We start from the raw sequence: 24832 nt of genomic DNA, 5'->3' as shown, positions 1-24832 counted from the left end.
TACTTTACACACCCCCAAGACCCCACGCAAATCACCCCCCAGACGACCAAGAACCACCATCCTGCGCTCCAAAACCCGCTACAACACGGCGATTTCGGGCCCAGCGCCACCTGGGTGAAAGCCTTTCGGGCCGCAAGCCACAAATATGCCGTGCGTCACAAACAACGCGCCGCACCAGCAAACAGCAAGCGGGCTAGTGCCCGGCTGCCCCCTCGGTCTTGCGCATCAAGGTCGACAGCACTACGGCAACCACCGCAATCAAAGTGGCTGTCAGGAAGGCGGCCTGCATCCCGGCGACGAAGCCGGACGCGGCCGACACCACGGCGAAGATCGAAACCAGGAGTGCTGTCCCTGCGGCTCCCGCCACCTGCTGCAGCGTGCTCATGATGGCCGAGCCATGCGAATAGAGGTGGGGCGGGAGCGGGTTGAGGCCAGTGGTGAAAGCCGGCGTGAACAGCAAAGCCAAGCCCAGGCTCAGCACTGCGTACAGGATCACGACCCACCACAAGGGGCTATCCGCGGTGAGCATCGAGAACTGCCACAACGTAAGCACCAGCAGGATCGAACCTGTCACAGTCAATGGGAGCGGACCTATCTTGTCGAACAACCTGCCGACAACCGGCCCAAGCAGGCCCATCGCCAAGCCGCCCGGAAGGAGCGCCAGCCCGGTCTCCATCGGCTGCAGGTGGAGGACGTTCTGCAGATAGAGCGGCAACAGGATGACTCCCCCGAACAGGGCCATCATGGCAACCACCATGAGCAGGACCGACACCGTGAACATGCGGAAGTTGAATGCCCTGAGGTCCAGCAGGGGCGCGTCGGACTTCTGCAACTTGAGCTGGCGGAAAACGAACGCCACCATGCACAAGACCCCGATCACCAGCGCAGCGATCGGCACGGCAGTCGCTCCGGCATGGTCGCCGATCTGGCTCAGCCCATAGACCAGCCCGCCGAAGGCAGGAACGGTCAGGACCACCGAGACGAAGTCCAGCCTCACGCTGCCTCGCTCGCCAACGTTTGTGAGGAACCTGGCGCCGATGCCCATGGCCAACAGGGCCACCGGGAGCACGAAGACGAACATGAATCGCCACGAGAAGTGGTCAAGGATGATGCCGGAAACCGTCGGGCCCAAGGCCGGCGCAACCGAAATCGCGATGGTCACGTTGCCCATCACCGCACCGCGGCGGGACAGGGGCACCAAGGTCAAGATGGTTGTCATCAGCAGCGGGAGCATGATTGCCGTGCCGCCCGCTTGGACGATTCGCGCCAACAAGAGCACTCCAAATCCCGGGGCCAGTGCCGCGAGCAGGGTGCCGCCGCTGAACAGTCCGATTGCCAGGAGGAACGCAGCCCGGGTGGTCAGCCTCTGCAGGATGAAGCCTGTGGTTGGTATAACCACGGCCATGGTCAGCATGAACCCAGTGGAGAGCCACTGGACTGTGGGTGCGTCAACGTTGAGGTCCGTCATGAGCCGCTGCAAGGCAACGTTCATGATGGTCTCGTTGAGGATCACCACGAAGGTGGCCACAAGTAGCGTGACGATGACGGTGACAGACTCGCGCGACATCCTGTCACTGGCTCGCTGTGTCCCCGTTTCCGGCACGGGTTTGCCGTGCGCGTCGGATGTGACGTCGGTAGACATGAGGATCCCTCAGCTTTGGGTGCGGTGGTTTCCGGCGCTCGGCACCGGTGAAGATTGCAACAGTCTAAACCTCAACCGCATTCCCGTCAGCAGCTTAATCCAAACGTTTGCGTACGGGCATCCGAAAGTTAGGAATGCTCAGGAACTCAGCGGCACGTTATCGATCAACCGCACTGGTCCAACCTTCGCCGCAATGATCGCAAGCCCTTCGCCCCGGAATGGAGTTTCCTTGCAGTTTTCGGCGAGCGGTTCGAGCGTGCGGGGATCGACGACGTCGAAATAGTCCAGCTTCACGAGGGGCTGCGATTCAACGAGCGCGACGGCGGAGTCCAGCTCGAGCGGTTCGTTCGCCAGGGCGCGGGACTCGAGAAGGCGGAGGGCGCGGGACAGCACCAGCGCCGCCTCCCGCTCTTCTTCGGAAAGGAAACGGTTCCGGCTGGAAAGCGCCAGCCCTTCCGCACTGCGCACGGTAGGCACGGCCACGATGTCCACCGGAAAGCTGAGATCGGCCACCATCCTCTTCACGAGGGCCAACTGCTGGGCATCCTTCTGGCCGAAGTATGCGTGGTACGCGGCAGCACCGCCGTCGACGGCTGGACCGCCGGGCATGCCGTAGTGCAGCAGTTTGGCGACCACAGTGAGGGCACCGTCGAAGTGGCCGGGACGTGAGGCGCCCTCCCATTTCTCCCCCAGCGGTCCCGAGGTCACCCGGACCAGCGGCTCCCCGCCGGGGTAGACCTCGTCAACGGAAGGGGCGAATACGAGATCCACGCCCTCGGCGTCCAGGAGGGCCATATCGGCATCAAGCGTGCGCGGGTAGCGTTCGAGGTCCGCGGCTTCGCCGAATTGCAAGGGGTTTACGAAGATGGACGCCACTACGACGTCGTTCTGCTTGACGGCGGTGCGGGCCAGCGCTGCGTGCCCGGTGTGCAACGCTCCCATCGTGGGGACGAGGCCTTGCGAGCTGCCGCGCTTTTCCGCGAGCAACCGCGCGCTTTCGGCCCGCAGTTCCGTTGCGGTGGTAACAAGTTTGATGGCCATTCAGTTTCCTTCCTGCGTCCCGGCAGCGTCGTTGCCTGGACGGTCCTCGCCGTTGTCCGGCGTACCGGAGCCATCCAAGGCGTTGATGATCTCGCCAAGCTGGCCCTCCTTGAGCAGTCCGCGATTGACAGCCCGGCGGGCCGTGGCGCGGGCCATGGCCCGGTAGGCGGTGAGGACATCGCCGCTGGCACCGCCGTCGTACTCCTTGAGGGCCTCCGCATGGGCGGCCACGGTTCCCACATCCCCGCGTGCCATGGGCCCGGTCAGCGCGGACTCGCCTGAGGCCAGGGCGTTCTCCAAGGTGGCGCGGAGCAAGGGGCCGAGCATTCGTTCCGGCGCGTCGACGCCGATGTCCCGAAGCAGCTGGGATGACTGGGCCACGAGGGTGACCATGTGGTTCGAGCTGTGCGCGAGGGCTGCATGGTAGAGCGTGCGATCGGCCTCGGCAATGGCCACCGGTTCGGCGCCCATCTCCACCACGAGGGCTTGCGCGATGGGTAACATCGCGGCGTCGGCGGTGACCCCGAAGGTGCAGTCCAAGAGCCGGGTCAGGTCCAGGCTCATGCCCGTGAACGTCATGGCCGGGTGGAGGGCGAGCGGAATGGCACCTGCCGCGCGGACCGGCTTCAGTATTCCGACGCCGAAGCGGCCGGAAGTGTGCGCCACGAGCTGTCCGGGCTGCCATGCTCCGAGCTTGGCCAGTCCTGTCACGAGATCGCCGAGCGCATCGTCCGGAACAGCGAGGAGCACCAACTCGGACCGCTCCACGATCTCCTGGATTTCGAGGATCGGAACCCCCGGCAGCAGCGTCTCCGCCCGCTCCCGGCTCGCCTCAGACACTGCGGAAACCCCGACGACGGCGTGCTCGGCTCCGCGCAGGGCCGCACCCAATACGGCACCCACCTTGCCGGCGCCAACGATTCCTACGCCGAGTCGTCCTGGCCTAGCCATGGTCTGGTTCCTCCTGGGTTGATGCACGCTGCGTGGCATGCGTGGTCGGCGGGGCCGGGGCCGGCATCGCCACGGGCGGAAGTTGAGCAAGCCATTGCTCGCTACTCTGCAGTTTGCGGGCTTCCCGGGCCCGGGCCGCCTGCTGGTCGAACAAGCCGAGTGCTTCCTCTGTGGCTGCCTGGATGAGCCGGGGCGCCACCGGCCCTGGCGTCGTGTGCAACACGAGGTCGGCCACGCCGAACAGCCTGGCCAACGGACCTTGGTGGACGGCGATGGACTGGGTTCGTTGATGCGGGACCATCACCAGCTTCCGCCACAAACGGCCGGAGCGCAGCAGCAACGCCGTGTCCGTTGAAAAGAAACCGTTGCGTCGCCAACCCAACGGGGAAAGAATCCAGGCACGCTTGGGGGTGGTGACAAAGCCGGCGCTGGAATCCAGACCGGTCAACCCGGCTGTGAACACGCGCTCGGGGTCGGCGGTACCTGGATCGGGCAAGACGAGTGAGAGCATCATCATCACCTCGGGCTTCCGGCCGACTGGAAGCAGCAAGGTCCGGTGTTCGCCTTCGCTTCGGTGGTGTTCACCGTAGCCGGCAACGTTCACGTGGATCCGATACCAGCCGAGAATGCGCCACAGGGGCGGCTGCGTGACCTTGAGCGCCTGGATGCGGCCGGGCGGCACGGTCTGGGCCCGGGTATCGAGGAGTCCGTAGCGCAGACGGATGCCGTCCGGGGAAATTGCCGCGGTGAAGTTGTAGCCCGTGTTGAACGAGCGCCAGTAGGCGGTGCCCAAGCCGAGGATTGCCGGAATCAAGTAGAGGATGAAGGCTCGGGACTCGGTCAGGACTGAAACCAGCACGGACGCGATGGCGCTGAGCACAATGAAGAAGCTCTGCTCGCTCAGGATCAGCGAACCGACAAGCCTTCCAGGCGGAAGGTAGAGCACCACCTGTTCGGGTGCCTCGGGCACCTCGACCGTTTCGCTCCCGTCGGCAATACCGGCGGCCCGCCCCAGGATGGTGGCACGGAGCTGTTTGGCCTGGGCGAGCCTGAGGTACGAGAGCCGCACGGCCGAGTGACCGGCGTCGGCCACCTCGAACTTCAACTCCGCGAGCCCGAAAATACGGGCAAGCAGGGGCTGCACGATGTCGATGGCCTGGACCCGGTCAAGCCGCGCCTGGCGCTGCTGTTTGAACAGGAAGCCGGTGTTGACCCTGACATAGCCTTCGGCGAGCTGGTACCGGGTGAAATACCAGCTGAGGACGAAGGACCCCAAAGCCAGCAACAGCACGACGCCGCCCCCGGCCAAGAGCCAAACCGTGCGTTCGTTGAAGTTGTCGCCCATGGTCCCGCGGCCTTGGAGGGCTCGTTCAAAGGTATCGCGGCCGAAGAAATAGATGATCGCCGCAAGCGCCACCCATCCCCGCACGAATGGCGACGCCGGGTGGACGCGGTGCCAGTCGCCGTCGACCGCGGTCTGTTCCTGGGTCACAGCCCGGCCAGCCTCGCTTCGCCACGGGCTGAAAGCTGCTCGCGCAGCCGTGCGCCTTCAGCGGCGGGAAGTCCGGGGAGGTGGGCGTTGGTTCCAGCCGAGGCGGTGTGGAGTTTGAGGGTACACAGCCCCAAGAGCCGCTCGACGGGTCCAACCGTTACGTCGACGTACTGCATCCGGCCATAGGGAACCACCATGGTCCGCTGGAAGAAGATGCCGCGGCGGATCAAAAGATCGTCGTCGCGTTCCGCATAGCCGATGGCCCTCACTTGCCTCGGGATCAACACGAGCCGCCACAGGGCAAGCAGCAGAAAGGCCGCAGGAACGGCGACGGCCAGCCATAGCGGTGGCCACTTCCACCATCCCAGTTCCACGAAGAGCAAGGGCAGGCTGAAAAGGCCGATCGTGATCACGTTGCCGATGGCCCACTCGACGAGCCGCACCGTCACGTATTTCGGCGAAACGCGCAGCCACTGGACGCCTGGAGGATCAATCGCCGCGGTATGCATATTCGCCTTCGCCCTTGGCCTCGCCACGGTGTGGATCCCTGACACCGGGGCCGCCTTCCAGGTCTTCCGGAGGGATTCGGCAGAACCGCTCCACGACGAGCCCCACGATGGTCATGATGAGCCCGCCTCCGCCCATGATGAGCGCGAGCCACAGGATGCCTTGGTCGCTGCGGAGGCTCCAGAGCCGGAGTTGCTCAATCACGATTCCCACGTGCCAACCGAGCAGCACCGTGCCCGCATAGGCGCAGGCCTGGGCCAGGATCAGGGTTCGCGCCGCCAGGATGGGATTGAGCATGGTCTTCTTCTTGCCGTTGCGCCAGCGCAGGACACGGATGCCCATGATCAACGTGAGGACGGCGATGACGCCCATGGTCACCAACGCGGAAGGAGGAAGCACCGGCGTCGCCATGCTGTAGCGCGTGGTGAGCACAGTGGTCAGCCAGCCAACTGCGGCAAGAACGACGGCGATGATCGCCAACAAGAGCGGACGCATGGCCTTCATGGACTACTCCACCGCTCCCGCGGCAGCGACGCTGCCGGATCCGTCGAAACCGTCGAAAGGCCGAAGCCCGGGAAAGTCCTCGGCCTTGGCGGCCAGCTCGGCGACGCTCTCACCGTTGAGCCGCGCTGCAGGGTCCAGGAGGGCCCACGGGTACAGCACGAAGGCTCGCTCCGCAGCCCGCGGATGCGGGAGGGTAAGTGTATCGTCGTCGCTCGTGAGTTCGCCGTAGACGATGATGTCCACGTCCAAAGTGCGGGGGCCCCAGCGGACCTCGCGGACCCGGTGGTGCATTTGTTCGACGTCGTGGCAGTGCTGCAAGAGTTCCAGCGGAGCAAGGGTGGTCTCAATGGCGATCACCATGTTGAGGAAATCCGGTTGCCCCACGGGCCCGCCCACGGCTTTGGTCTGTACGACGGGAGAGACACCGAGCAGGCGGATTTCCGGGCGGTCAACGAGGTCGGCAACGGCGGTGGACAGGGTGTCGTTCCGTTCGCCCAGGTTGCTGCCAAGGGCCAGGATGGCTTTCGTGAAACGGGAGGTCATGCACGCTCCCTGTGGACACTGACAGTGACGTCCCCGAAGGGCACTTCGATGGGAGCCTTGGGTTTGTGGACCGTGACATCGACGGCGGCGACGTTGAAGCCCGCCAGAATCCCCTCGGCGATCCGGACCGCGAGGGCCTCGATGAGGTTGAGCGGCTCGCCCGTGATGAGGGACGTAATGTACTCGGCCACTTCACCGTAGTGGGCCGTGAACTGCAGGTCATCCGTTTCCGCGGCCTTGCTGAAATCGGTGTACAGCACTGCGTCGACGACGAACGGCTGTCCGTCCCGGCGCTCGAAGTCGAAGACCCCGTGATGCCCGACGGCGGTCACGCCGGTCAGTGTGATCCTGTCCAAGCCGGTTCCTCCCCCTCTGTTCGCGAAGTTTAGTGTCGGATGCGCGCAGCAACCTTGACAGCGTCAAGGCTGGGGCCGACGTCGTGGACGCGTACAGCCCAGGCGCCGTTCGCGGCACTGATTGCCGTGATCGCCGCAGTGGCATGGTCCCGCTCCTCCGGTGCCGCAGCCTTGCCGGCCACGGTCAGGAGCGTTCCGAGGAATCGCTTCCGGGAAGCTCCGATCAGGACCTTGTGGCCGAGCTCATCCAGCTTGCCGATGTACTTGAGGAGTTGCCAGTTCTGGTCCTCGTCCTTGGAGAAACCCAGGCCTGGATCCACAATGATTTGTTCCGGTGTGACGCCTGCCGCGTAGAGCTTGTCGCGGACGCCCTTGAGCTCCTCGATGACTTCCTCCACGACATTGCCGTAGTCGGCAAGGCTGTTCATGGTCTCGGCGTCGCCCCGGCGATGCGTCAGGACGTAGGGCACCTTTGTACGAGCGACGAGTTCGGCCATCTCAGGTTCGATGCTCAGCCCGGAGACGTCGTTGATGATCGCGGCGCCGGCCTCCACAGCCGCAGCGGCCGTCGACGCGTGCGTCGTGTCGATGCTGACAAGCGCCCCGGCCTTCACGAGTGCCTGAATCACCGGCAAGACCCGGCGTTGCTCTTCTTCCGGGGAGACGGGTTCGGCGCCCGGACGGGTCGATTCGCCACCGACGTCGATGATGTCCGCTCCGGTGTACAACATGCGCAAAGCGTGGGCGATGGCGGTGTCCGCCGTGGGGTGCTTGCCGCCGTCGCTGAATGAATCCGGCGTGACGTTCAGAATTCCCATGACAAGCGTGCGGTCGGCCGGCAGGTCCGCGAAGCGGGCGGCTGGACGGGGTTTGCGGAGGATGGGCAGGGGGCTGGTAGCCGGGCCCGTTCCTGGTGCGGCTGCGAGGGAATCCATGGTCTTTGTTACCTTCCGAGTATGAGGCTCATGGCTTCGGCGCGGGTGGCCGGGTCATGAAGTTGCCCGCGCACTGCGCTGGTGACGGTCTTTGCGCCGGGCTTGCGGATGCCGCGCATGGACATGCACATGTGTTCGCATTCGACGACGACGATCGCGCCCCGGGGCTTGAGGTAGGTCACGAGCGCTTCGACGATCTGGGTGGTCAGGCGTTCCTGCACCTGGGGACGGCGGGCATAGATGTCGACGAGACGGGCCAGCTTGCTCAGCCCCGTCACTTTCCCGTCGTGCGAAGGGATGTATCCAACGTGCGCGACGCCGTGGAACGGTACCAAATGGTGCTCGCACGTGGAATAGAACGGGATGTCCTTGACCAGCACGAGTTCCTCATGGTCGAGGTCGAACGTGGTGGACAGGACATGCTCGGGATCCTGGTGCAGGCCTGCGAAGACCTCGGCGTAGGCCTTGGCGACGCGCTTTGGCGTATCCACCAGTCCGCCACGGTCCGGGTCCTCGCCCACGGCAATGAGGATCTCGCGGACGGCCGCCTCGATGCGTGGCCGGTCGACCTTGTATGGGTGGTGTCCGTGGCCGTGGCCGCCTGATTTTCCCCCGGAGGTGCCGCCGAAGTCATCACTGGCGGCACCGCTGAAGTCGTCGTCGTCGATGTGAGTCACAGCAGAAAGCTTAGCCTTGATGCGAAACGTCGGTGCCCGCGTCAGGTCCCTGGCCGGTGAATGACTCCTGGCTTCCGACTCCCTGCGGGTGCGGGGACTGAGCGTCCAAAGGCTCTTCGAGACGCGCGGCCTTGGCCTCTTCCTGTGCTTCGCGTTCAGCCTTCTCTGCGCGGGATTCCACCGGCGGGATGGTCTGGACCGGACGGGACTCCTTGGAGAGCCACACCTCGCGGAAGTCACGCTTGCGGATGTCGCGGAAGATGTAGGCGATCTCGGCCTGGTTCAGCGTTTCACGCTCAAGCAGTTCGAGGGCCAACTGGTCCAGGACGTCCCGGTTCTCGGTCAGGATCGCATAGGCCTCGTCATGGGCCTGATCGATCAGGCGGCGCACTTCCTCGTCAACGATGTACGCCACCGAGTCCGAGTAGTTGCGTTCCTGCGCCATGTCCCGGCCCAGGAACGGCTCGCCGCCGCCTGCGCCAAGCTTCACGGCGCCGATGCGCTCGCTCATGCCGAACTGGGTGACCATCTTGCGCGCGGTTCCGGTGGCCTTTTCGATATCGTTCGAGGCGCCCGTCGAGGGGTCGTGGAAGACGATTTCCTCTGCAACGCGCCCACCCATGGCATAGGCCATCTGGTCCAGGAGTTCGTTGCGCGTGATCGAGTACTTGTCGTCCTCCGGAACAACCATGGTGTAGCCGAGGGCACGGCCCCGGGGCAGGATGGTGATCTTCGTGACGGGGGCTGAATTGCGCAATGCTGCCGCGACCAGGGCGTGACCGCCCTCGTGGTAGGCGGTGATCTTCCGCTCCATTTCCTTCATGACGCGGCTACGCTTCTGCGGGCCGGCCATGACGCGGTCGATCGCCTCGTCCAGGGCGCGGTCGTCAATCAGGTTTGCATTGGACCTGGCCGTCAGGAGGGCGGCCTCGTTGAGCACGTTGGCAAGGTCCGCACCGGTGTAGCCCGGGGTCTTCTTCGCGACGCCCTTGAGGTCGACACCGTGGGCCATCGGCTTGCCTTTGGCATGGACGTTCAGGATCTGTTCGCGACCGATCAGGTCTGGTGCTTCAACCGTGATCTGGCGGTCGAAGCGGCCAGGACGGAGCAGGGCAGGATCCAGGACGTCCGGACGGTTGGTTGCCGCGATCAGGATGACGTTGGTCTTGACGTCGAAGCCGTCCATTTCGACCAGGAGCTGGTTGAGGGTCTGCTCGCGCTCGTCATTTCCACCGCCAATACCGGCGCCGCGGTGACGTCCGACGGCGTCGATCTCGTCAACGAAAATGATGGCGGGCGCATTGGCCTTGGCTTGTTCGAAGAGGTCGCGGACGCGGGAAGCGCCGACACCTACGAACATTTCAACGAAGTCCGAGCCGGAGATGGAGAAGAACGGGACGCCGGCCTCGCCTGCAACGGCGCGGGCCAGGAGGGTCTTGCCGGTGCCCGGAGGCCCGTACAACAGCACACCCTTCGGGATCTTTGCGCCAACGGCCTGGAACTTTGCCGGTTCCGCGAGGAATTCCTTGATCTCCTGAAGCTCTTCGACGGCTTCATCGGCTCCGGCGACATCCGAGAAGGTGACCTGCGGCATGTCCTTGTTGACCAACTTGGCCTTCGACTTGCCGAACTGCATCACCTTGGAACCGCCGCCTTGCATGCGCGAGAGCAGGAACCAGAAAAGCACACCCAGCAGGAGTACCGGGATGAGGAGCGAGAACAGTCCGGAGAACCAGTTGTTCTCGACGGGCTGGTCAGTGAAGCCGCCGGAAGGTTGGGCGTTGGTGACGGCCTTGACGACATCCCCGGCTCGCGCGGTGACGTAGAAGAACTGGACGTTCTTGCCCTTGTCCTGTCCATCGATGACGAGGTTGTCTTTCAGCGTCAGGTCAACGCGGTTCTCGGCATCGTAGATTTTGGCCTGGTCCACTTTGCCGCTCTGGGCGAGGATCGCGAGGCCCTTGTCGGTGTCGATACGGGTGGATCCGCCGGGGGCAAGGGTTGCAAATGCCACCAGGAGCAAGCCGACTACGACAACAATCCAGATGCCCGGGCCCTTGAAGAAACTCTTAGCTTTCATCTGTTCGGGGGCTCCGCCCCGTCCCTCCTGGTAGTGCTGCACGGCGCAGCTTCTGCGCGCGTGTGGTGCTGCGTCAGTTTCTAGCTTTACACCGTTCGGAGTGATTCACGCACAGTGAGGGGCAAAAGTTCCCTCTAGGCGTACATCAACGCGGAATTCCGGAAACTCTCGGGGGAAATCCATTGTTCTTTCAGGATCCCCGCGGTACGGGTCGAACGCAATCGCCGGCCGGTTGCAACTACTGCACGATGCATACCGGGTTGGCCCCGGCCCGCGACCCGGGCCGGGACTGCACCAATGCCCAGAAGCGCAAAGATGCCCAGCGGAATCCGGTATCGGGGAGAGCGATACCGGGAAAGTCCCGCGCCGACACGGGCTCTCCAGCGGCGTCAGCCCGGCGGCGGCCCTCCCCGAATGAGTTAAAAAGAGAGGTCGGCCTCCCAATGGGACGGCCGACTTCTCCCGCTTTCATTTCGCGGCAATGCCGCGCTGGTTCGCTCCGAGAAGAGTTACTCGTAAACGTGCGGGGCGAGGGTTCCCACAAAGTCCAGATTGCGGTATTTCTCGGCGTAATCCAGGCCGTAGCCGACGACGAATTCGTTGGGAATGTCATAGCCGACGTACTTGACGTCGATCTCGACCTTGGCGGCCGTGGGCTTGCGGAAAGCCGTGCAGATTTCCACGGAAGCGGTGCCTCGCGATTCGAGGTTGGTCTTGAGCCAGGAGAGGGTCAGGCCGGAATCGATGATGTCTTCGACAATCAGGACATCCTTGCCCATGAGGTCGGTATCAAGGTCCTTGAGGATGCGCACGACGCCGGAGGACTGGGTACCGGAGCCGTACGAAGACACCGCCATCCAGTCCATGCTGACGTGGCTGTGCAGCGCACGGGCGAGGTCTGCCATGACCATGACGGCACCCTTGAGCACGCCGACGATCAGCAGCTCACGGCCCTCGTAGTCCTTGTCAATCTGTGCAGCAAGTTCGGCGATCCGTTGCTGGATCTGCTCCTTGGTGTAGAGAACGTGTTTGAGGTCTGCCTGGACGTCGTTTGAATCCACCAATGGCTCCTGTGTTGATGCGTGGGTGCGGCTACTGTTGGGGCGATCTTTGATGCCGGAATACTAGCTTCCCACAGCCGCCGCCTTCGCGGGGAACGGCAGTTCCCCCTGCTGAGGCCTCCCGCTCCAATTCGCTCAGGGATACACGGTAGACACTGACGTTTCCGGGAAGCTGCACGGGACCCGCCGATCCCTGCCGGCGCAGCAACGCTTCTGCCGCCTGAAGCCGCCCGTAGCCGGGCTGTTGGCCCCCGACGTCGGCCGCTGCTTTGGCGATCACCCGGAACCTCAGCGCGGGGGACAATTCCCTCAGGGCGTCTTCGGGGAGCCAGAGTCCGTCGTCGGTCCGGTTCACGAGGGCCGCAAAGCTGTCTGCGGCAAGCTGCTCCAGGAAGTCAGCGTCCTGTTGGAGGATCGCAGCGGTGCGGGCGAGTGATTCGGCTACGCCGGGCCCCAGCTTGTGCTCAAGCAAGGGCATCACCTCAACCCGGGTCCTCGAGCGGGCGAAAGCGGGGTCCGCGTTACTGGGATCGTGCCACGTTTCGAGTTCCTCGACCTCGCAGATTTCGAGCGTTTCTGCACGGCGAAGGCCCAGGAAAGGACGAAGGATCTTGCCGCGTGCGGGGCGCATTCCGGCGAGGGAGCGGGTTCCCGAGCCCCGCGCCAGGCCGAGCAGGACCTGTTCGGCTTGGTCGTCCAGCGTGTGCCCGAGCAGGATTGCTCCACAATCGAGTTCGGTGGCTGCTGCTTCGAGGGCCGCGTGCCGGGCGTCCCGGGCTGCCGCCTCAGGCCCAAACCCGGTAGCGGCCACCTCCACGGTCCGCAGTTGAACAGGCGAGAGGCCCAGCCCCTCCAGGATCGCCACGGTTCGTGCCGCGACCTCACCCGAGCCTTCCTGCAACTGGTGGTCAACCACGACGGCGGCCACGCTCACGGGGCGGCCGTGCACATGGCCTCGGCGTGCAAAGTAGGCTGCCACTGAGGCTAGCGCCAAGGAGTCCGGCCCTCCGCTGCAAGCCACAAGGATTCGCTCGGGATAGCCTGCGGAAGCCAGCGCGTCCTGCAACATGTTCCGTGCTTTGCCGACGACCGGCGCCAAACGCCCGGGACGCCGTCGTCCGCTGTTTGGTGCGCTTCCACTGCTTGCTGGGTTTCTACTGCTTGCGCCCGGGCCCGGTGTGGTGCCTGCGGTCACAGCCCCATCCGCTCAAGCCACAGCTTGGAGTCGTGGATTTCGGCTTCGGTGGGCAGTTTTTCGGCCGATTCCCAGACCTGGTTCAGGCCTTCCATGCCGGCCACCGCAACCACTTCACGGACGAACTTGGCTCCGTCGCTGTACTGCCGCATCTTGGCATCCAGGCCGAGGATGTTGCGGATGAATTTCTCGATCATTCCGCGGTCCTTGCCCCGTGCGCTGAAGCGCTGCCGGATGGTCTTCACCGAGGGGATCAGGGTGGAATCGACGGCGTCCATCACCACATTGGCGTGGCCTTCCAGCAAACTCATGACGGCTGTGAGGTGCGAAAGGGAGGCCTTTTCCTCGGGGTTTTGCAGCAGGTCCAGAATGGCCCCGCGGCCGGGCACGGCACCCGTGGAGCGGTCGCGCAGGGACCGGGCGGCAGCCGTGGCGCGGTCCATGATGGAGTCCACATTGCCCAGCAGGTTGGCGCTGAGGCGTTCGATTTCCTCAAGCATGTGGGTCCGGAGCCAGGGTGCCGCCGCGAACTGCACGCGGTGGGTCTGCTCGTGAAGGCAGACCCAGAGCCGGAAATCGTCAGGATCAACGTTGAGTTCGCGCTCCACGGAGATAATGTTCGGAGCCACCAGCAAGAGCCTGCCGGCAGGCGGCGCTTTCGAGTCCGGAGCGAGCGCGGCGAAGGGATCGTATTGGCCCAGGACCTTGCTCGACAAGAAGGCAAGCACAGCCCCGAGCTGGCTGCCGGTGATGGCGCCGCTCGCGGCCGCCGCAGCCGGTGTCATCGCCGGGCCTCGCCGGGAATCCAGCATTTGCTTAAGGGCCGGCTGGAGCATCACGGCAAAACTTTGGGTATTGGCCTTCGCCCACGACGCCCGGTCAACTACCAGCACGTGGGAATCCCGAAGATCCCGTGCGGCCTCCAAACCGGTGATGTCATGCACGTGCGGTACTGAGATGTCCGCGCTGAAACGCAAGCTGTCCACGGCTTTGCCGATCTGGGCCGGACTCAGTACTGGGCCGGGGGGAGCGAGGCGGGCGGCCGTGGAGGCGGCCAGCTCCCAGTTGATGAGGGACTGGGCTTGCTGCTGAGACTCCATACGAACCATCAGAACACAACAGTCTGAATCTGCACCCTTAAGTTCGCTCAGCGGCGAACGTCAACCACCAGTGCAACCACAAGACGCCAGTGCCGTGGCGGACCTGTCCAGCGCCACCTTGTTCCCCGCGGCGCCCGGCGTCAGCCCGTTGCCGATAAAGGAAAAGACCAACAGACGCCCGTTCGCGTCCACCACATAGCCGCTCAAAGCGATCACCGAATTCAAGGTGCCGGTCTTGGCCCGCACAAGTCCCGCCCCTTGGGAGGTGCTGGCGTCTCCGTAGCGGTCGCCAAGCGTCCCGGTCAGCCCGGCCACCGGGAACCCGGCGAGGGCGGCACGGAGACGGGTGTCCGGCCCCGAGGTGATGGCCCGCACCACATCCGCGAACTGCCGCGCCGACACCTGGTTGCCCAAGGCAAGGCCGGACACGTCTGCCAAGTGCATGGAATCCGTGGCGATCCCCAGTTCCGCCACCTGGGCGCTCACGGCCGCCGTCGCGCCGTCGTTCGATCCCTGCTTTCCCGCGGACAGAGCGGCCATCCGGCCGAATACCTCGGCAAGGTAGTTGTCCGAGGTTTCGAGCATCAAGTCCGCTTGCTCGCGGACGGTCGCAGACACCACGCTGGCGAGGACGTCCTGCTTTCCGGCCGGAGCGGAGGCGCGTTCGACGCCGGGGACCACCGTGAATCCGGCGGCGGTGCCCGCGGCCTGGAGCTTCCCGGCGAAAGCCTCGGCCGCGGTGAGCGCGGCGTCTTGCGGACGCGGACCGGTGGTTGCCCCCGGGCTCGTCCGGGCCGAGTTCAGGGCGATCGGAAAGATTGGCGCAGTTTCGCCGGCAGCGACGTCGTCGAGGCTCCACGCCGGATTCAAAGCCGGACCGGTGAATAGTCCATCGTCCAATTGCACCGTGACCGGGCCCTTCACGCCGCGGTCCTGCAGCGCTTTTGCCGCATCGCTTGCGAGGGTCTCCAAGCCGGCATGGCCAAGTACCTCGCTTGGCTGGGACGGGCCGTCGCCGAGCAGGACGTCACCTCCGGCGCTCAGGATGATGGTCGATGCCGAAGGTCCCGCCAGCACCCGCGTGCTGAAGCGTGTCTCCGGGCCGATCGCCCGCAGCGCCGCGACTGCAGTGAGCAGCTTCATGTTGGACGCCGGCACCCGGTTCTTGGCGCCGTCGCGATCGTAAAGCGGAAGCCCGGTCAACGCATCCTCAACGACGCCGGTGAAGTCTCCCCCGCCGTCGGGCGTCAGGAGGGCGTTGAGCTGGTTTGTGACATCGGCCGGCAGCGGGACCGGGGCGGAAGCGTCCAAGGGCGCAACGACCTGGGTGCGGCTCAGCTGCTTGGGGACCTGTTGCCAGGCAGGCACCTTGGGTGCGGGTGTGCCGGCTACCCCGAAGAAGCTTGGACCGAAGAATCCAGGTGCGACTCCGAGGCCCATCGGCACGGCCGATGCCGCGATGACGAAGGTCAACAAAACCAGTGGCAGAAAGCGGACGACGCCTTTCGACGCAGGTTTCGCGGGTGTGGGCTTCCTGGGCCTGAGAACGGGAGTCTCCTGCTGATCCGGAGCCTGCTTTTCAGCCCCCGCTTCGTCAACGCCCTTCATACAGCCTTAGTCCTCAAAGTCTTGAATGTCCCCACCGTTTCAAGAAACTTGGGCCTCTCGCTATATCCTCAATAGTAGTCGGCGGCGTCGGCTGCTCTGTTGCCGCGCCCATGCCAATACCGTCAAGGAGCATTCCATGAAGCACGACGTCACGATCGAGATCCCCAAGGGGTCGCGCGTCAAGTACGAAGTTGACCACGAGACCGGCCGCGTCCGCCTGGACCGCGTCCTGTTCACTTCCATGCAGTACCCCACCCACTACGGGTTCTTCGAGAACACCCTTGGCGAGGACGGCGACCCGCTGGACGCACTGGTGCTCCTGCAGGACTTCGACCTGTACCCCGGCGTCATCGTTGAGTCCCGCCCCATCGGCGTTTTCAACATGACCGACGACGGCGGCGGAGACGCCAAGGTCCTGTGCGTTCCGGCCGACCCGCGTTTCGACCACATCCAGGAAATCACCGATGTCAGCGAATTCCTGATCAAGGAAATCGAGCACTTCTTCACCCGTTACAAGGACCTTGAGCCGGGTAAGTGGGTCAAGGCTGAAGGCTGGGCCGACCGCGCAGCCGCCGAAGCCGAGCTGGAAGCTTCCATCAAGCGTTACGTTCCGGTCGCCCACTAACAGCGTCCGACTAGCAACGCGTCCGACGGCGGCGGGTGTGGTTCCATGCGAACCGCACCCGCCGCCGTCGTCGTTAATGCGTAGGTCCCCGACGCATTAACGGATCGGCTCACAATCGCCGGGCACCCGCCGTCGTAACGAGCAGTAGGCTCTGAATTAACCCCTTGAAAGTCAACTACCTGCCGGTAATGTTTGATCCACCATGTTCACCCTGACCATCAACCAACGCGACAGCCGCGGCAACGGAGACCTCGTACCGCAGCTGCTCAAAGACCTGCGCCATATCCCGGCGTGCTTGGACTTTGGCCGCTCGGTGGAGGACGAAGTCCAGGGCATCGTGGAATTCCCGCATCAGGCCGTGGATTCGGCGCTCATCGCCCTGCGGAGCGGACAGTGGTACGTGGGAATCGGCGTCGGCCCCGTCAACGAACCCCTGCCCAAGCAAATCAAAGACGCCTCCGGACACGGCCTGGTTTACGCACGCCGCGCGGTTGACCGCTTGCGGAATGGCAAAGAGCGGGTCCCTGTGGCCGTCGAGGGGCCGATCGCTGCACTCGCTGCCGAATCGGAGGCAGTACTGCGGCTCCTCGGGCACATTGTGCAGCATCGGAGCGTCGCTGAGTGGCGCGTCCTGGACCTGCTGACACCGGGGGTGCGTGGACAACAGAAAGCCGTGGCCCAGGAACTGGGAATCAGCACCCAAGCCGTGAGTAAGGCCCTGGCCCGCGCCCAATGGGTGGAGGAGCACGCCGCCAGGCCGGCCGCAGCCCGCTTGCTGCAGCTGATCCTCGAGGTTTACTGACGGCGTCGGCACGCCTTCGGCCATATTGTCCTCGACACACCCTTCCTCCCGGCCTACCTTGAGTCCATGATCTCCAAGCCGAAGCTTGGGCGGCTTCTTCCCGCTCTCAGGCAGGCCGTCACGGGCCACCGACTCCTGTTTGCCGCAAAGACGGCCGTCGCGGCCGGGCTGGCTTGGTACCTCGCGCCGCTTATGCCTGGGACGGCCGCCGCCTATCCGTATTATGCGCCCTTGGGCGTCTTGGTCAGCATGCACCCCACCGTTGCGGCTTCCGCCAAGCACGGGCTGCAAAGCCTGCTGGGACTCGGTTTGGGCATTGCCATGGCCTTCGCAGTCACCACTGTCACCGCCCCGAACGCACTGGCGGTGGCCGTCGTCGTCGGCCTGGGCGTGGTTGTCGGCGGCCTACCAAGGCTTGGAAGCGCCTCCGAATGGGTTCCCATGGCGGCGTTGTTCGTATTGGTCCTGGGTTACTCGAATGCGCAGGGATTCTCTTTCGCGTACGTCCTCCAAATGGCTATGGGAGTGGCGGTCGGCTTCGCGGTGAACTGGCTGGTCTTCCCTCCCCTGCATCTTGAAGGCATCGATCCCGCCATCGACGGACACCAACGGGCACTGTCCAAGCAACTCAGGGACATGGCCAGCGCCATGACGGAATCCTGGCCGCCGAACCATGAAGATTGGGCGAGCCGAAGCGGCGAGCTCGCACGCACCGCGACCGCGGTGCGGACGGCCGTCCAGGCGGCGAAGTTGAGTGCCAAAGCGAACCCGCGGTCTCGCCGTCGAGCCAGGCGACTGCCCGGTGACCTCGCCGGTTTGCGCACGGTGGAACGGCTCACCTTTCACGTCCAGGACGTCACTGACGTCCTGGCAAGCGTCATCTGGGAAGAGGACGCGGGAACGGTCATTCCGGAGGGTGTCCCGCCAAATCTGGCTGGGGCGCTGGAAGACGTTGCGGAAATGATCCGGCAATGGAGGCATGGGGACGCCGAGGATTTCAAGAATGCCTTGGACGAAGCCCGGGATAGTGTGGCAACACTAAGTGAAACCGTCACGGAGGCGGCCGCCGGGCAGGCGCCCGTGAACGCCACCGCGTCGGTTGCCATGAGCCTGCGGCGTATGATCACCGTGGTCTCCGACGCCGCCTGAGCTGCCGTGAGCGTCCGCCGGCTAGCCCCGCTGCGCGGGTCTAGTACACCAGGCGACGCAGGATGAGAGCCGCGCCGTCGTCGTACACCGAAGCAGTGACCTCATCCGCGACGGCGATGACTTCCTCAGGTGCCTGGCCCATGGCGACACCGCGGCCGGCCCAGCTGAGCATCTCGATGTCATTGCGGCCGTCCCCCACGGCCACCGTGTGGCGGGGGTGGGTGCCGAGCCGCTGGCGCAACTGCTCCAAGGCGCTGGCCTTGGTGACCCCGGCGGCGGCGATATCCAGCCAGGCCGTCCAGCCCACTGAGTAAGTGACCCCGGACAGCCCGATCTTGCGGATGGCTGTGGAAAATTCTTCGGCCGTGTTCTCGCTGCTGAACACCACGACACGCACCGCGGTGGCATCGAGCATGGTCTGGAAGTCGACGCCGATTGCCTCGACGCCGAAGCTGGCGTCCTGGAACCGCTCGGTGGAGAGGAAGTTCCCGTCCTCGTCCTCGAGCGCGTACTTGGCGGACGGAAGCTGCTCGCGAAGAGCCATCAGCGCCGGGGCGGGATCGAAAGTGGCCTTGTGAATGATCTCGTAGCCCGCGTCCAGCTGGGGGTCGAGCCGCAACGTGACGCCGCCGTTGCAGCACACGGCATAACCGCGTTCCAGTCCGATCTGCTCAATGATGGGCAAGGTGGCATTCAACGAGCGGCCGGTGGCGATCAGGACGTCGTGGCCGTGGGCGACAACTGCCCTTGCGGCGTCGCGGACACTTGGCGACATGTGCCCATCGTGATCCACGAGGGTTCCGTCGACGTCCAACGCGATCATCAGCTTGTGATTCAAATTCCGCTGGTCATCGATGCCAGCGACTGAGGTACCAGTCAAAATAGTCATGCCTCAAGTGAAGCAGACCCCACCGACACCAGCTAGGACGCAGGACACAGCAACGGATTAACACGCGGTGAATACTCCCACGTTTGTCCACAGTGTGAATGTTAACTTGAGGGCCTGGCTCGAGGCCTGGGCGGTACCCGGCACGCGGCCATCCCGCAGGTTCGTCCCGCAGCCGGTTTCCTATTCCGGTGCTTGTGGACAGGGGATCTGAAACTAGGGCCGGGATCGGCTCCGAGGCCGTAGTCCGGCACGCAGAAGCTTCTGCCGAAGACGGCCTGGCTGCTCCAGATCCGCCCAATTCCACCTGACTACGGTGAACCCCAGTGCACGGATGCTGTCCTCGCGTAGCTTCTCCCGATAGACGACCTCCTCCGCGCTCCAATCCCCCCGCATGTCCTCGTCCGCGTACTTTTGCTTGCCATCGAATTCGCCTGCGATTGATTGCTCCGGCCACCAGAAATCGGTTCTGGCAACGAACTGGCCCGAGTCAACAATCGTGTGCTGTTGGAGCGGTTGCTCAAAGCCCAACAGTTCGATGACAGCCCTGCTGAATGACTCCCCTGCTGATTCGGCCTTCGTGTTGGCCAGGCTCGCGATGCGGACTGCCCGGTGCTTGGTGGCATCAGCCACGATCCCGTCCAGTGCCAAGGCGATCCCAGGGTGTTCGACCAAGCATGCATCCTGCCCTAGCAAACCCTGTTCGCGCAGCATTCGTGCGATTCCGTCAGCGACAACCAGCGCGCGACTGAAGGACGAGGTACACATGACATCCATGGCCGTCTGGACCGGACTTGTGCAGGAAAACTGGCCGGAAACCGCGGCCTGCGCGTCGCGTCGAAGGACGTAGCGCATGGGATGGTTGCTTGCATTCCGGGCCTTTTCGGCAAGCGCGCTGTTTCCGTGGACAACAAACGTTGCTGGTCGCCGTCCGGTGATTCGCTCCGAGGAAGTGGCTAGATCGACGAACTCCGGGGGGCGAAGTGTGGGGACGCCGAGCACGACAGCTGCGGACTCACCGCAAAAGACGGGCCGGTCGAATGCCAGACCCACCGCCGCTGCGGACCACTCGAACCTCTGGGCAGGCGTCGCTTCCACCCAGGTGGAGGTTTTCACGTAGTACCCGCGCCTCAACCGGACGAGGTGTCCTGCCCTAAAGGACCGGTGAATCACAGCCGTGGATCCCGTGAGAGCCAGCCGCTCGGCGGAGACAATGAGCTGCGGAGGGATGTCCATGGAATTACTATCCATGGATCGTTCGGCAGCGTGAGCCGTGCTTTTGCTGCATGTGGACAAGCGAGGTTGTGGAGGACCAGTTCACCCCGGCATTCCGGGGCTTGTTTCCAAGGAAGGCGCTACAAGCACCCCGCTAGGAAACAAGCCCCGGAATCGCCAAACGGAAGCCCGGCCTCACAGCCCACAACACCCACATCGGCTACAGAACGGGCAGGACCTCGAGCCCTCCGATGTACTTCTGGAGTGCCTTGGGGACGTTGACCGAGCCATCCGGGTTCTGGTGGTGCTCCAGGATGGCCACGATCCAGCGGGTGGTGGCCAGCGTGCCGTTCAGGGTCGCGACGGCGCGGGTGCCCTTCGCTACGCCGTCCTCATTGACCGCACGCTCCCGGATGTTGAGGCGGCGGGCCTGGAAGGTGGTGCAGTTTGACGTCGAGGTGAGCTCGCGGTACGCGTTCTGGGTGGGGACCCAGGCTTCGCAGTCGAACTTCCGGGCCGCGGACATGCCGAGATCGCCCGCCGCAGTGTCGATCACACGGTACGGGAGCTCGACCTTGGCCAGCATTTCCTCTTCCCAGGCCAGGAGGCGCTCGTGCTCGGCAGCGGCCTCTTCAACCGTGGTGTAGATGAACATCTCCACCTTGTTGAACTGGTGGACGCGGATGATCCCGCGGGTGTCCTTGCCGTGCGAACCGGCTTCGCGCCGGTAGCAGGAACTCTGCCCGGCGTAGCGGATCGGCCCGGCGGAAAGATCCAGGATCTCGTCCGCGTGGTAGCCGGCGAGGGCCACTTCCGAGGTTCCCACGAGGTAAAGGTCGTCTTCGGCGAGACGGTAGATCTCGGCGTCGTGCTTTACATCGAAACCGGTGCCCTGCATGATCTCCGGACGCACCAAAGTGGGGGTGATCATCGGCACGAAGCCGGCCTCGATGGCTTGGTCCATGGCCATCTGCAGCAATGCCATCTCCAGGCGGGCACCCACGCCGCGGAGGAAGTAGAAGCGCGCACCGGACACCTTGGCGCCGCGTTCCATGTCGATCGCGCCGATGAGTTCGCCGATTTCCAGGTGGTCCCGTGGCTCGAAATCAGGGAATTCGCGTGGTGTGCCGACCGTCTTGACCACCACGAAGTCGTCCTCGCCACCCTCGGGCACGCCGTCCATAATCAGGTTGGGGATGACACGGAGCAGCTCTTCCTGCTTGGCTTGGGCGGCGTCGGCTTCGGCAGAGGCAGCCTTGACCGAGTTGGCCAGTTCCTTGACCTCGGCCAGCAGCGCCTGCTTTTCCTCGCCCTTTGCCTGTGCCACCTTCTTGCCGAAGGCGTTCTGCTCCGCACGGAGGTTCTCGTAGCGGATCAGTGCCGCGCGGCGGTCTGCGTCGGCCGAAATGATCGCGTCCACCACGGACTCGTCGGCACCGCGGGCGCGCTGGCTGGCACGGAACTTGTCCGGGTTTTCGCTGAGGTCTTTTACGTCGATCACCAGACAAGAGTATCGAATGCGCGCGCTGCTCCGCGGCCAGTGCCCGACGGCGGCAGCCACCCCTGCCGCCGTGCACGGCCGCACCTGCAGCGGGATAGGGTTGAAGCACCATGAGCAACTGGATCCTGTACGTGATTCTGGCTGGGGGCGTGGTCTTCGCCGTCTCCAGTTGGTGGGGCGTGCGCCGACTCAGGGCCAGGCATACCCGCAGCGCTGTGCACGAAGACGCTTACAAGCCCGAAGCCGGCTTGCAAAGGGTCGCCGTGATCCTCAACCCGGTGAAGGCGAAGGCCGAGGACGCACGGAGGATCATCCGGGAAGCCTGCCATCTTGCGGGCTGGGACGAACCCCGCTTCTTCGACACCACGGCGGAGGACCCTGGCCATTCGCAGGCCAAGGCGGCACTCGCGTATAGGCCCGACGTCGTACTCGTGGGCGGCGGCGACGGTACCGTGCGCGTGGTGGCAGAGACCCTCGCGCACACCGACGTCGCGATGGGCTTGATTCCCCTGGGAACCGGAAACCTGCTGGCACGCAACGTGAACCTGGATGTCAACGATCTCCGCGGCAACGTCCACACAGCCCTCTTCGGCCACCAGCGCTACATCGACACCGCCCGAATGGCGATCCACAACGAGCGGACAGGGGCCTCTTCCGAGCATGCATTCCTGGTGATCGCCGGCATGGGCCTGGATGCCGAGGTTGTGGGCGATACCAACGACGGCCTCAAGAAGGCGGTCGGCTGGCTGGCCTACACCGAGGCCGGCGTCCGCCACCTGCCCGGCCGGCGCAAAAGGGTCACCATTGCCATGGACGACGCGCCCGAGCAATCCCGGAAAATCCGAAGCGTCTTGTTCGCCAACTGCGGCCTGATTCCAGGGGGCATCGACTTCATCCCCGGGGCGATGATCGACGACGGCGTCCTGGACGTTGTGGTCATGAGCCCCCGCAGCGCCATCGGCTGGATCGCGGTGTACGCCAAGATCTTGTTCAAGCACAACCGGAACCTGCCGGTCATGAATTACTACCGTTCAGGCAAGGTGGTCATCAGCAGCAGCGAACCGATGGCCACTCAACTTGACGGTGATCCCTCGGGCGAAGCCACAAAAGTCACCGTCAAGGTGGAGCCGCGTTCTCTCCTCGTGCGCGTGCAATAAGCCGTACGCGTGAAATAGCGGGACGCGCTATTTGGCGTTCTTCGCCGCTTCAGTTGCTTTCTGTTCCGCCAACTTGTGTTCTGCCAGTTTGTGTTCTGCCAACGCTTTGGCGGCCGCGCGCGCTTCCGATTGCTCGCGAATCATGGCCTGTTCTTCCTCAAAGCGCAGCCGATCAGCCCGGTCGGCGTCGTCGCCGTCCCAGTCTTGGTTGTCCGCCTTGGGCTTAGGGTTAACGATCATTCCCTGGCCGCTGGTGTCATTGCTATTTCCTGACATGGCCCGCTCCCTCCGTTAGGGGCATGCGTCCATCAATTGTGGATCAAGCAAGCATACGCACAGTTTTATCCACGCGATAGGGGTTGAAGAGTCAATTATCCAACGCTTTGCGAAGCGGATTCAGGCCGGTCAAGCGCCCGGTTCCCCACCCAGAATGCCCCGAACCCAGGCATGTGCGGATGCGAACGCGGCATCGGAAGTATGCGGAGCAACCAAGGCTTCCTGCTCGTCTGCTCGCGCATAGGACCCAAGGAATCGGGTGGCCGGGCTGATCCGATGCAGGCCAGCCAGGGCATCGGCTACCCGGGCGTCTGACGCGTGGCCGTCGGCGTCGATACTGAAGAAGTAGTGACCGAGATACTGGCCGGTGGGCCGGGATTCGATGCGGCTGAGGTTGACTCCGCGGGTGGCAAACTGGTCCAGGATTTCCATCAGGGCGCCGGGGCGGTCTTCGGGAAGGGGCACGACGACGGTGGTCTTGTCCGCGCCGGTGCGTTCAGTCAGTGCACCGGGACGGCTGACCAGGACGAAGCGGGTAACTGCGCCGGGGTTGTCGCCGATGTTCTCTGCAAGGATATTCAGGCCAGGCCGTTCGGCCGCGACAAGGGGGGCGCAGATGGCGGCGTCGTAATGAGCATCGCCTTCGAGAAGCCCGACGGCGGCTGCCGCCGTGGAGGATCCCGGCACGTATTCCGCATTCGGGATATTTTCGTCGACCCACAGCCGGCACTGGGCCCAGGCATGGCCATGGGTGGATATCCGGCGGATGTCCGAGATCTTGACGCCGGGGCGGGCAACCAGCACGAACGTGATGGGAACGAGGGCTTCACGGATGATCCGCAGTTCGGTTCCGGTGGCAATAGCATCCAGGGTGGCAGTCACGCCGCCTTCCACCGAGTTCTCGATCGGCACCATGGCCGCATCCGCCTCACCCCGGCGAACCCTCTCCAAGGCCGTGTTCACGTTGGTGCAAGGCACCCTCTTGGCATCGGCCGCGCCAGGGACCTGCAGGAGGGCAGCCTCGGTGAAGGTGCCTTCCGGACCGAGGAAGGTGTAGGTGAGCGCGGATGCCGACATTGAATATTCCTTAGGTGTTATAAGTGGCTAGAGGACAACCGGCTTGAGGCCGTTCTCCGAAACCATCGGGCGGCCGGACTCGAACCACATGTCCATGCCTCCTGCGATGTTGGTGGCGGTGTAGCCCTGCCCCACCAGCCACTGAACCGCCCGGTAGGACCGCCCACCCGTACGACAGATGACATACAAGTCATCGTCGGGGTCAAGTTCGTCAAGCCGGGCCGGGATCTGGTCAAGGGGAATATGCAATGCACCCTCGGCGTGGCCCGCAACCCATTCGTAATCCTCCCGGACATCCAAGATTTTCGCGTCCGCCGGAACATCGCCGACAGGCACGGTCTCGAAATCGCTCACGTGAGTCCCTTCCAGTTGATTCAGATCTCAAAATCAAGCCTAGTCCCCGCCGCCACCCTTACCTCGCTTCGCTACGGCAAGGGAACCCTCGCGGCGTG

Annotated in this window: 25 protein-coding genes; 4 read left to right on the top strand and 21 right to left on the bottom strand. The window is 64.2% G+C overall.

The window, feature by feature from the left end:
* Positions 1-193: 193 nt before the first annotated feature.
* The 15 genes from QRN59_RS23060 to dacB form a co-directional block, all read right to left on the bottom strand.
* Complete coding sequence (locus QRN59_RS23060; protein WP_284984757.1) at positions 194-1642, bottom strand: DHA2 family efflux MFS transporter permease subunit; 1449 nt, start codon at positions 1640-1642, stop codon at positions 194-196.
* A 138-nt stretch (positions 1643-1780) separates the two neighbouring features.
* Complete coding sequence (panC, locus tag QRN59_RS23055) at positions 1781-2683, bottom strand: pantoate--beta-alanine ligase (RefSeq protein WP_284984756.1); 903 nt, start codon at positions 2681-2683, stop codon at positions 1781-1783.
* A complete protein-coding gene (locus QRN59_RS23050) occupies positions 2684-3634 on the bottom strand; it encodes a Rossmann-like and DUF2520 domain-containing protein (RefSeq protein ID WP_284984755.1) in 951 nt (316 codons plus the stop codon). It abuts the gene before it with no gap.
* The gene (locus tag QRN59_RS23045) at positions 3627-5126 is read right to left on the bottom strand and encodes a PH domain-containing protein (RefSeq protein WP_284984754.1); all 1500 of its coding nucleotides are present in this window, start codon (positions 5124-5126) and stop codon (positions 3627-3629) included. Before QRN59_RS23045 ends, QRN59_RS23050 begins: the two co-directional genes overlap by 8 nt.
* Positions 5123-5635 (bottom strand): PH domain-containing protein, encoded by a 513-nt coding sequence (locus QRN59_RS23040; RefSeq protein WP_284984753.1) that lies wholly within the window; start codon positions 5633-5635, stop codon positions 5123-5125. The genes QRN59_RS23045 and QRN59_RS23040 overlap by 4 nt, the downstream gene beginning before the upstream one ends.
* Positions 5616-6137, bottom strand: a complete 522-nt coding sequence (locus QRN59_RS23035) for a DUF3180 domain-containing protein (RefSeq protein WP_284984752.1) — start codon at positions 6135-6137, stop codon at positions 5616-5618. The genes QRN59_RS23040 and QRN59_RS23035 overlap by 20 nt, the downstream gene beginning before the upstream one ends.
* Positions 6138-6140: 3 nt before the next feature.
* Positions 6141-6680: a 2-amino-4-hydroxy-6-hydroxymethyldihydropteridine diphosphokinase gene (gene folK / locus QRN59_RS23030; protein WP_284984751.1), complete on the bottom strand. Its 540-nt coding sequence runs from the start codon at positions 6678-6680 to the stop codon at positions 6141-6143.
* Positions 6677-7036, bottom strand: coding sequence for a dihydroneopterin aldolase (gene folB / locus QRN59_RS23025; RefSeq protein ID WP_059388928.1), 360 nt, complete (start codon positions 7034-7036; stop codon positions 6677-6679). The genes folK and folB overlap by 4 nt, the downstream gene beginning before the upstream one ends.
* A 29-nt stretch (positions 7037-7065) precedes the next feature.
* The gene (folP, locus tag QRN59_RS23020; protein ID WP_284984750.1) at positions 7066-7971 is read right to left on the bottom strand and encodes a dihydropteroate synthase; all 906 of its coding nucleotides are present in this window, start codon (positions 7969-7971) and stop codon (positions 7066-7068) included.
* Positions 7972-7979: 8 nt separating this feature from the next.
* Positions 7980-8648 carry a GTP cyclohydrolase I FolE gene (gene folE, locus QRN59_RS23015; RefSeq protein WP_284984749.1) on the bottom strand — a complete coding sequence of 223 codons (669 nt, stop codon included), beginning with the start codon at positions 8646-8648 and terminating at the stop codon, positions 7980-7982.
* A 10-nt stretch (positions 8649-8658) separates the two neighbouring features.
* A complete protein-coding gene (gene ftsH, locus QRN59_RS23010) occupies positions 8659-10728 on the bottom strand; it encodes an ATP-dependent zinc metalloprotease FtsH (protein WP_234754894.1) in 2070 nt (689 codons plus the stop codon).
* A gap of 509 nt (positions 10729-11237) precedes the next feature.
* Positions 11238-11789: a hypoxanthine phosphoribosyltransferase gene (gene hpt, locus QRN59_RS23005; protein WP_059388924.1), complete on the bottom strand. Its 552-nt coding sequence runs from the start codon at positions 11787-11789 to the stop codon at positions 11238-11240.
* A 31-nt stretch (positions 11790-11820) separates the two neighbouring features.
* Entirely contained in the window at positions 11821-12858 is a 1038-nt protein-coding gene (tilS, locus tag QRN59_RS23000; RefSeq protein WP_284984748.1) for a tRNA lysidine(34) synthetase TilS, read from the bottom strand.
* Positions 12859-12980: 122 nt separating this feature from the next.
* Positions 12981-14084, bottom strand: a complete 1104-nt coding sequence (locus QRN59_RS22995) for an Rv3626c family coenzyme F420 biosynthesis-associated protein (protein WP_284984747.1) — start codon at positions 14082-14084, stop codon at positions 12981-12983.
* A 60-nt stretch (positions 14085-14144) separates the two neighbouring features.
* On the bottom strand, positions 14145-15692 hold the full coding sequence (gene dacB, locus QRN59_RS22990) for a D-alanyl-D-alanine carboxypeptidase/D-alanyl-D-alanine endopeptidase (RefSeq protein WP_284984746.1): 1548 nt from the start codon (positions 15690-15692) through the stop codon (positions 14145-14147).
* A 136-nt stretch (positions 15693-15828) separates the two neighbouring features.
* Here dacB and QRN59_RS22985 point away from each other — a divergent pair, with 136 nt between their 5' ends.
* The 3 genes from QRN59_RS22985 to QRN59_RS22975 all read left to right on the top strand — a co-directional run bounded on the left by QRN59_RS22985 (position 15829) and on the right by QRN59_RS22975 (position 18268).
* Positions 15829-16317: an inorganic diphosphatase gene (locus QRN59_RS22985; RefSeq protein ID WP_284984745.1), complete on the top strand. Its 489-nt coding sequence runs from the start codon at positions 15829-15831 to the stop codon at positions 16315-16317.
* A 202-nt stretch (positions 16318-16519) separates the two neighbouring features.
* A complete protein-coding gene (locus QRN59_RS22980; protein WP_284984744.1) occupies positions 16520-17119 on the top strand; it encodes a hypothetical protein in 600 nt (199 codons plus the stop codon).
* 66 nt (positions 17120-17185) lie between these two features.
* Complete coding sequence (locus QRN59_RS22975; protein ID WP_284984743.1) at positions 17186-18268, top strand: FUSC family protein; 1083 nt, start codon at positions 17186-17188, stop codon at positions 18266-18268.
* A 40-nt stretch (positions 18269-18308) separates the two neighbouring features.
* Here QRN59_RS22975 and QRN59_RS22970 read toward each other — a convergent pair whose 3' ends face one another.
* From QRN59_RS22970 to serS, 3 genes are all read right to left on the bottom strand, one after another.
* Positions 18309-19157 (bottom strand): HAD family hydrolase, encoded by an 849-nt coding sequence (locus QRN59_RS22970; RefSeq protein WP_284984742.1) that lies wholly within the window; start codon positions 19155-19157, stop codon positions 18309-18311.
* A gap of 213 nt (positions 19158-19370) precedes the next feature.
* Positions 19371-20390 carry a hypothetical protein gene (locus tag QRN59_RS22965; RefSeq protein WP_284984741.1) on the bottom strand — a complete coding sequence of 340 codons (1020 nt, stop codon included), beginning with the start codon at positions 20388-20390 and terminating at the stop codon, positions 19371-19373.
* A 199-nt stretch (positions 20391-20589) separates the two neighbouring features.
* Positions 20590-21870: a serine--tRNA ligase gene (serS, locus tag QRN59_RS22960; protein ID WP_284984740.1), complete on the bottom strand. Its 1281-nt coding sequence runs from the start codon at positions 21868-21870 to the stop codon at positions 20590-20592.
* Positions 21871-21980: 110 nt separating this feature from the next.
* On the opposite strand from serS, the gene QRN59_RS22955 reads away from it, so the two are divergent.
* Complete coding sequence (locus QRN59_RS22955; protein ID WP_284984739.1) at positions 21981-23027, top strand: diacylglycerol/lipid kinase family protein; 1047 nt, start codon at positions 21981-21983, stop codon at positions 23025-23027.
* 27 nt (positions 23028-23054) lie between these two features.
* Here QRN59_RS22955 and QRN59_RS22950 read toward each other — a convergent pair whose 3' ends face one another.
* The 3 genes from QRN59_RS22950 to QRN59_RS22940 all read right to left on the bottom strand — a co-directional run bounded on the left by QRN59_RS22950 (position 23055) and on the right by QRN59_RS22940 (position 24734).
* Positions 23055-23303 (bottom strand): hypothetical protein, encoded by a 249-nt coding sequence (locus QRN59_RS22950; RefSeq protein ID WP_284984738.1) that lies wholly within the window; start codon positions 23301-23303, stop codon positions 23055-23057.
* Positions 23304-23432: 129 nt separating this feature from the next.
* Positions 23433-24380, bottom strand: coding sequence for a prephenate dehydratase (pheA, locus tag QRN59_RS22945; protein WP_284984737.1), 948 nt, complete (start codon positions 24378-24380; stop codon positions 23433-23435).
* 27 nt (positions 24381-24407) lie between these two features.
* Entirely contained in the window at positions 24408-24734 is a 327-nt protein-coding gene (locus tag QRN59_RS22940) for a rhodanese-like domain-containing protein (protein ID WP_234754882.1), read from the bottom strand.
* Positions 24735-24832: the final 98 nt, after the last annotated feature.

The organism is Arthrobacter sp. efr-133-TYG-118 (assembly GCF_030209755.1).
Lineage (GTDB): Bacteria > Actinomycetota > Actinomycetes > Actinomycetales > Micrococcaceae > Arthrobacter.
This window is presented reverse-complemented; position numbering and strand designations above follow the sequence as displayed.

Coding starts and splice junctions, on each gene's coding strand:
- QRN59_RS23060 (WP_284984757.1), bottom strand. CDS start 1,642: ATGTCTACCGACGTCACATCCGACGCGCACGGCAAACCCGTGCCGGAA.
- panC (WP_284984756.1), bottom strand. CDS start 2,683: ATGGCCATCAAACTTGTTACCACCGCAACGGAACTGCGGGCCGAAAGC.
- QRN59_RS23050 (WP_284984755.1), bottom strand. CDS start 3,634: ATGGCTAGGCCAGGACGACTCGGCGTAGGAATCGTTGGCGCCGGCAAG.
- QRN59_RS23040 (WP_284984753.1), bottom strand. CDS start 5,635: ATGCATACCGCGGCGATTGATCCTCCAGGCGTCCAGTGGCTGCGCGTT.
- QRN59_RS23035 (WP_284984752.1), bottom strand. CDS start 6,137: ATGAAGGCCATGCGTCCGCTCTTGTTGGCGATCATCGCCGTCGTTCTT.
- folK (WP_284984751.1), bottom strand. CDS start 6,680: ATGACCTCCCGTTTCACGAAAGCCATCCTGGCCCTTGGCAGCAACCTG.
- folP (WP_284984750.1), bottom strand. CDS start 7,971: ATGGATTCCCTCGCAGCCGCACCAGGAACGGGCCCGGCTACCAGCCCC.
- ftsH (WP_234754894.1), bottom strand. CDS start 10,728: ATGAAAGCTAAGAGTTTCTTCAAGGGCCCGGGCATCTGGATTGTTGTC.
- tilS (WP_284984748.1), bottom strand. CDS start 12,858: ATGTTGCAGGACGCGCTGGCTTCCGCAGGCTATCCCGAGCGAATCCTT.
- QRN59_RS22995 (WP_284984747.1), bottom strand. CDS start 14,084: ATGGAGTCTCAGCAGCAAGCCCAGTCCCTCATCAACTGGGAGCTGGCC.
- dacB (WP_284984746.1), bottom strand. CDS start 15,692: ATGAAGGGCGTTGACGAAGCGGGGGCTGAAAAGCAGGCTCCGGATCAG.
- QRN59_RS22985 (WP_284984745.1), top strand. CDS start 15,829: ATGAAGCACGACGTCACGATCGAGATCCCCAAGGGGTCGCGCGTCAAG.
- QRN59_RS22980 (WP_284984744.1), top strand. CDS start 16,520: ATGTTCACCCTGACCATCAACCAACGCGACAGCCGCGGCAACGGAGAC.
- QRN59_RS22975 (WP_284984743.1), top strand. CDS start 17,186: ATGATCTCCAAGCCGAAGCTTGGGCGGCTTCTTCCCGCTCTCAGGCAG.
- QRN59_RS22970 (WP_284984742.1), bottom strand. CDS start 19,157: ATGACTATTTTGACTGGTACCTCAGTCGCTGGCATCGATGACCAGCGG.
- QRN59_RS22965 (WP_284984741.1), bottom strand. CDS start 20,390: ATGGACATCCCTCCGCAGCTCATTGTCTCCGCCGAGCGGCTGGCTCTC.
- QRN59_RS22955 (WP_284984739.1), top strand. CDS start 21,981: ATGAGCAACTGGATCCTGTACGTGATTCTGGCTGGGGGCGTGGTCTTC.
- QRN59_RS22950 (WP_284984738.1), bottom strand. CDS start 23,303: ATGTCAGGAAATAGCAATGACACCAGCGGCCAGGGAATGATCGTTAAC.
- pheA (WP_284984737.1), bottom strand. CDS start 24,380: ATGTCGGCATCCGCGCTCACCTACACCTTCCTCGGTCCGGAAGGCACC.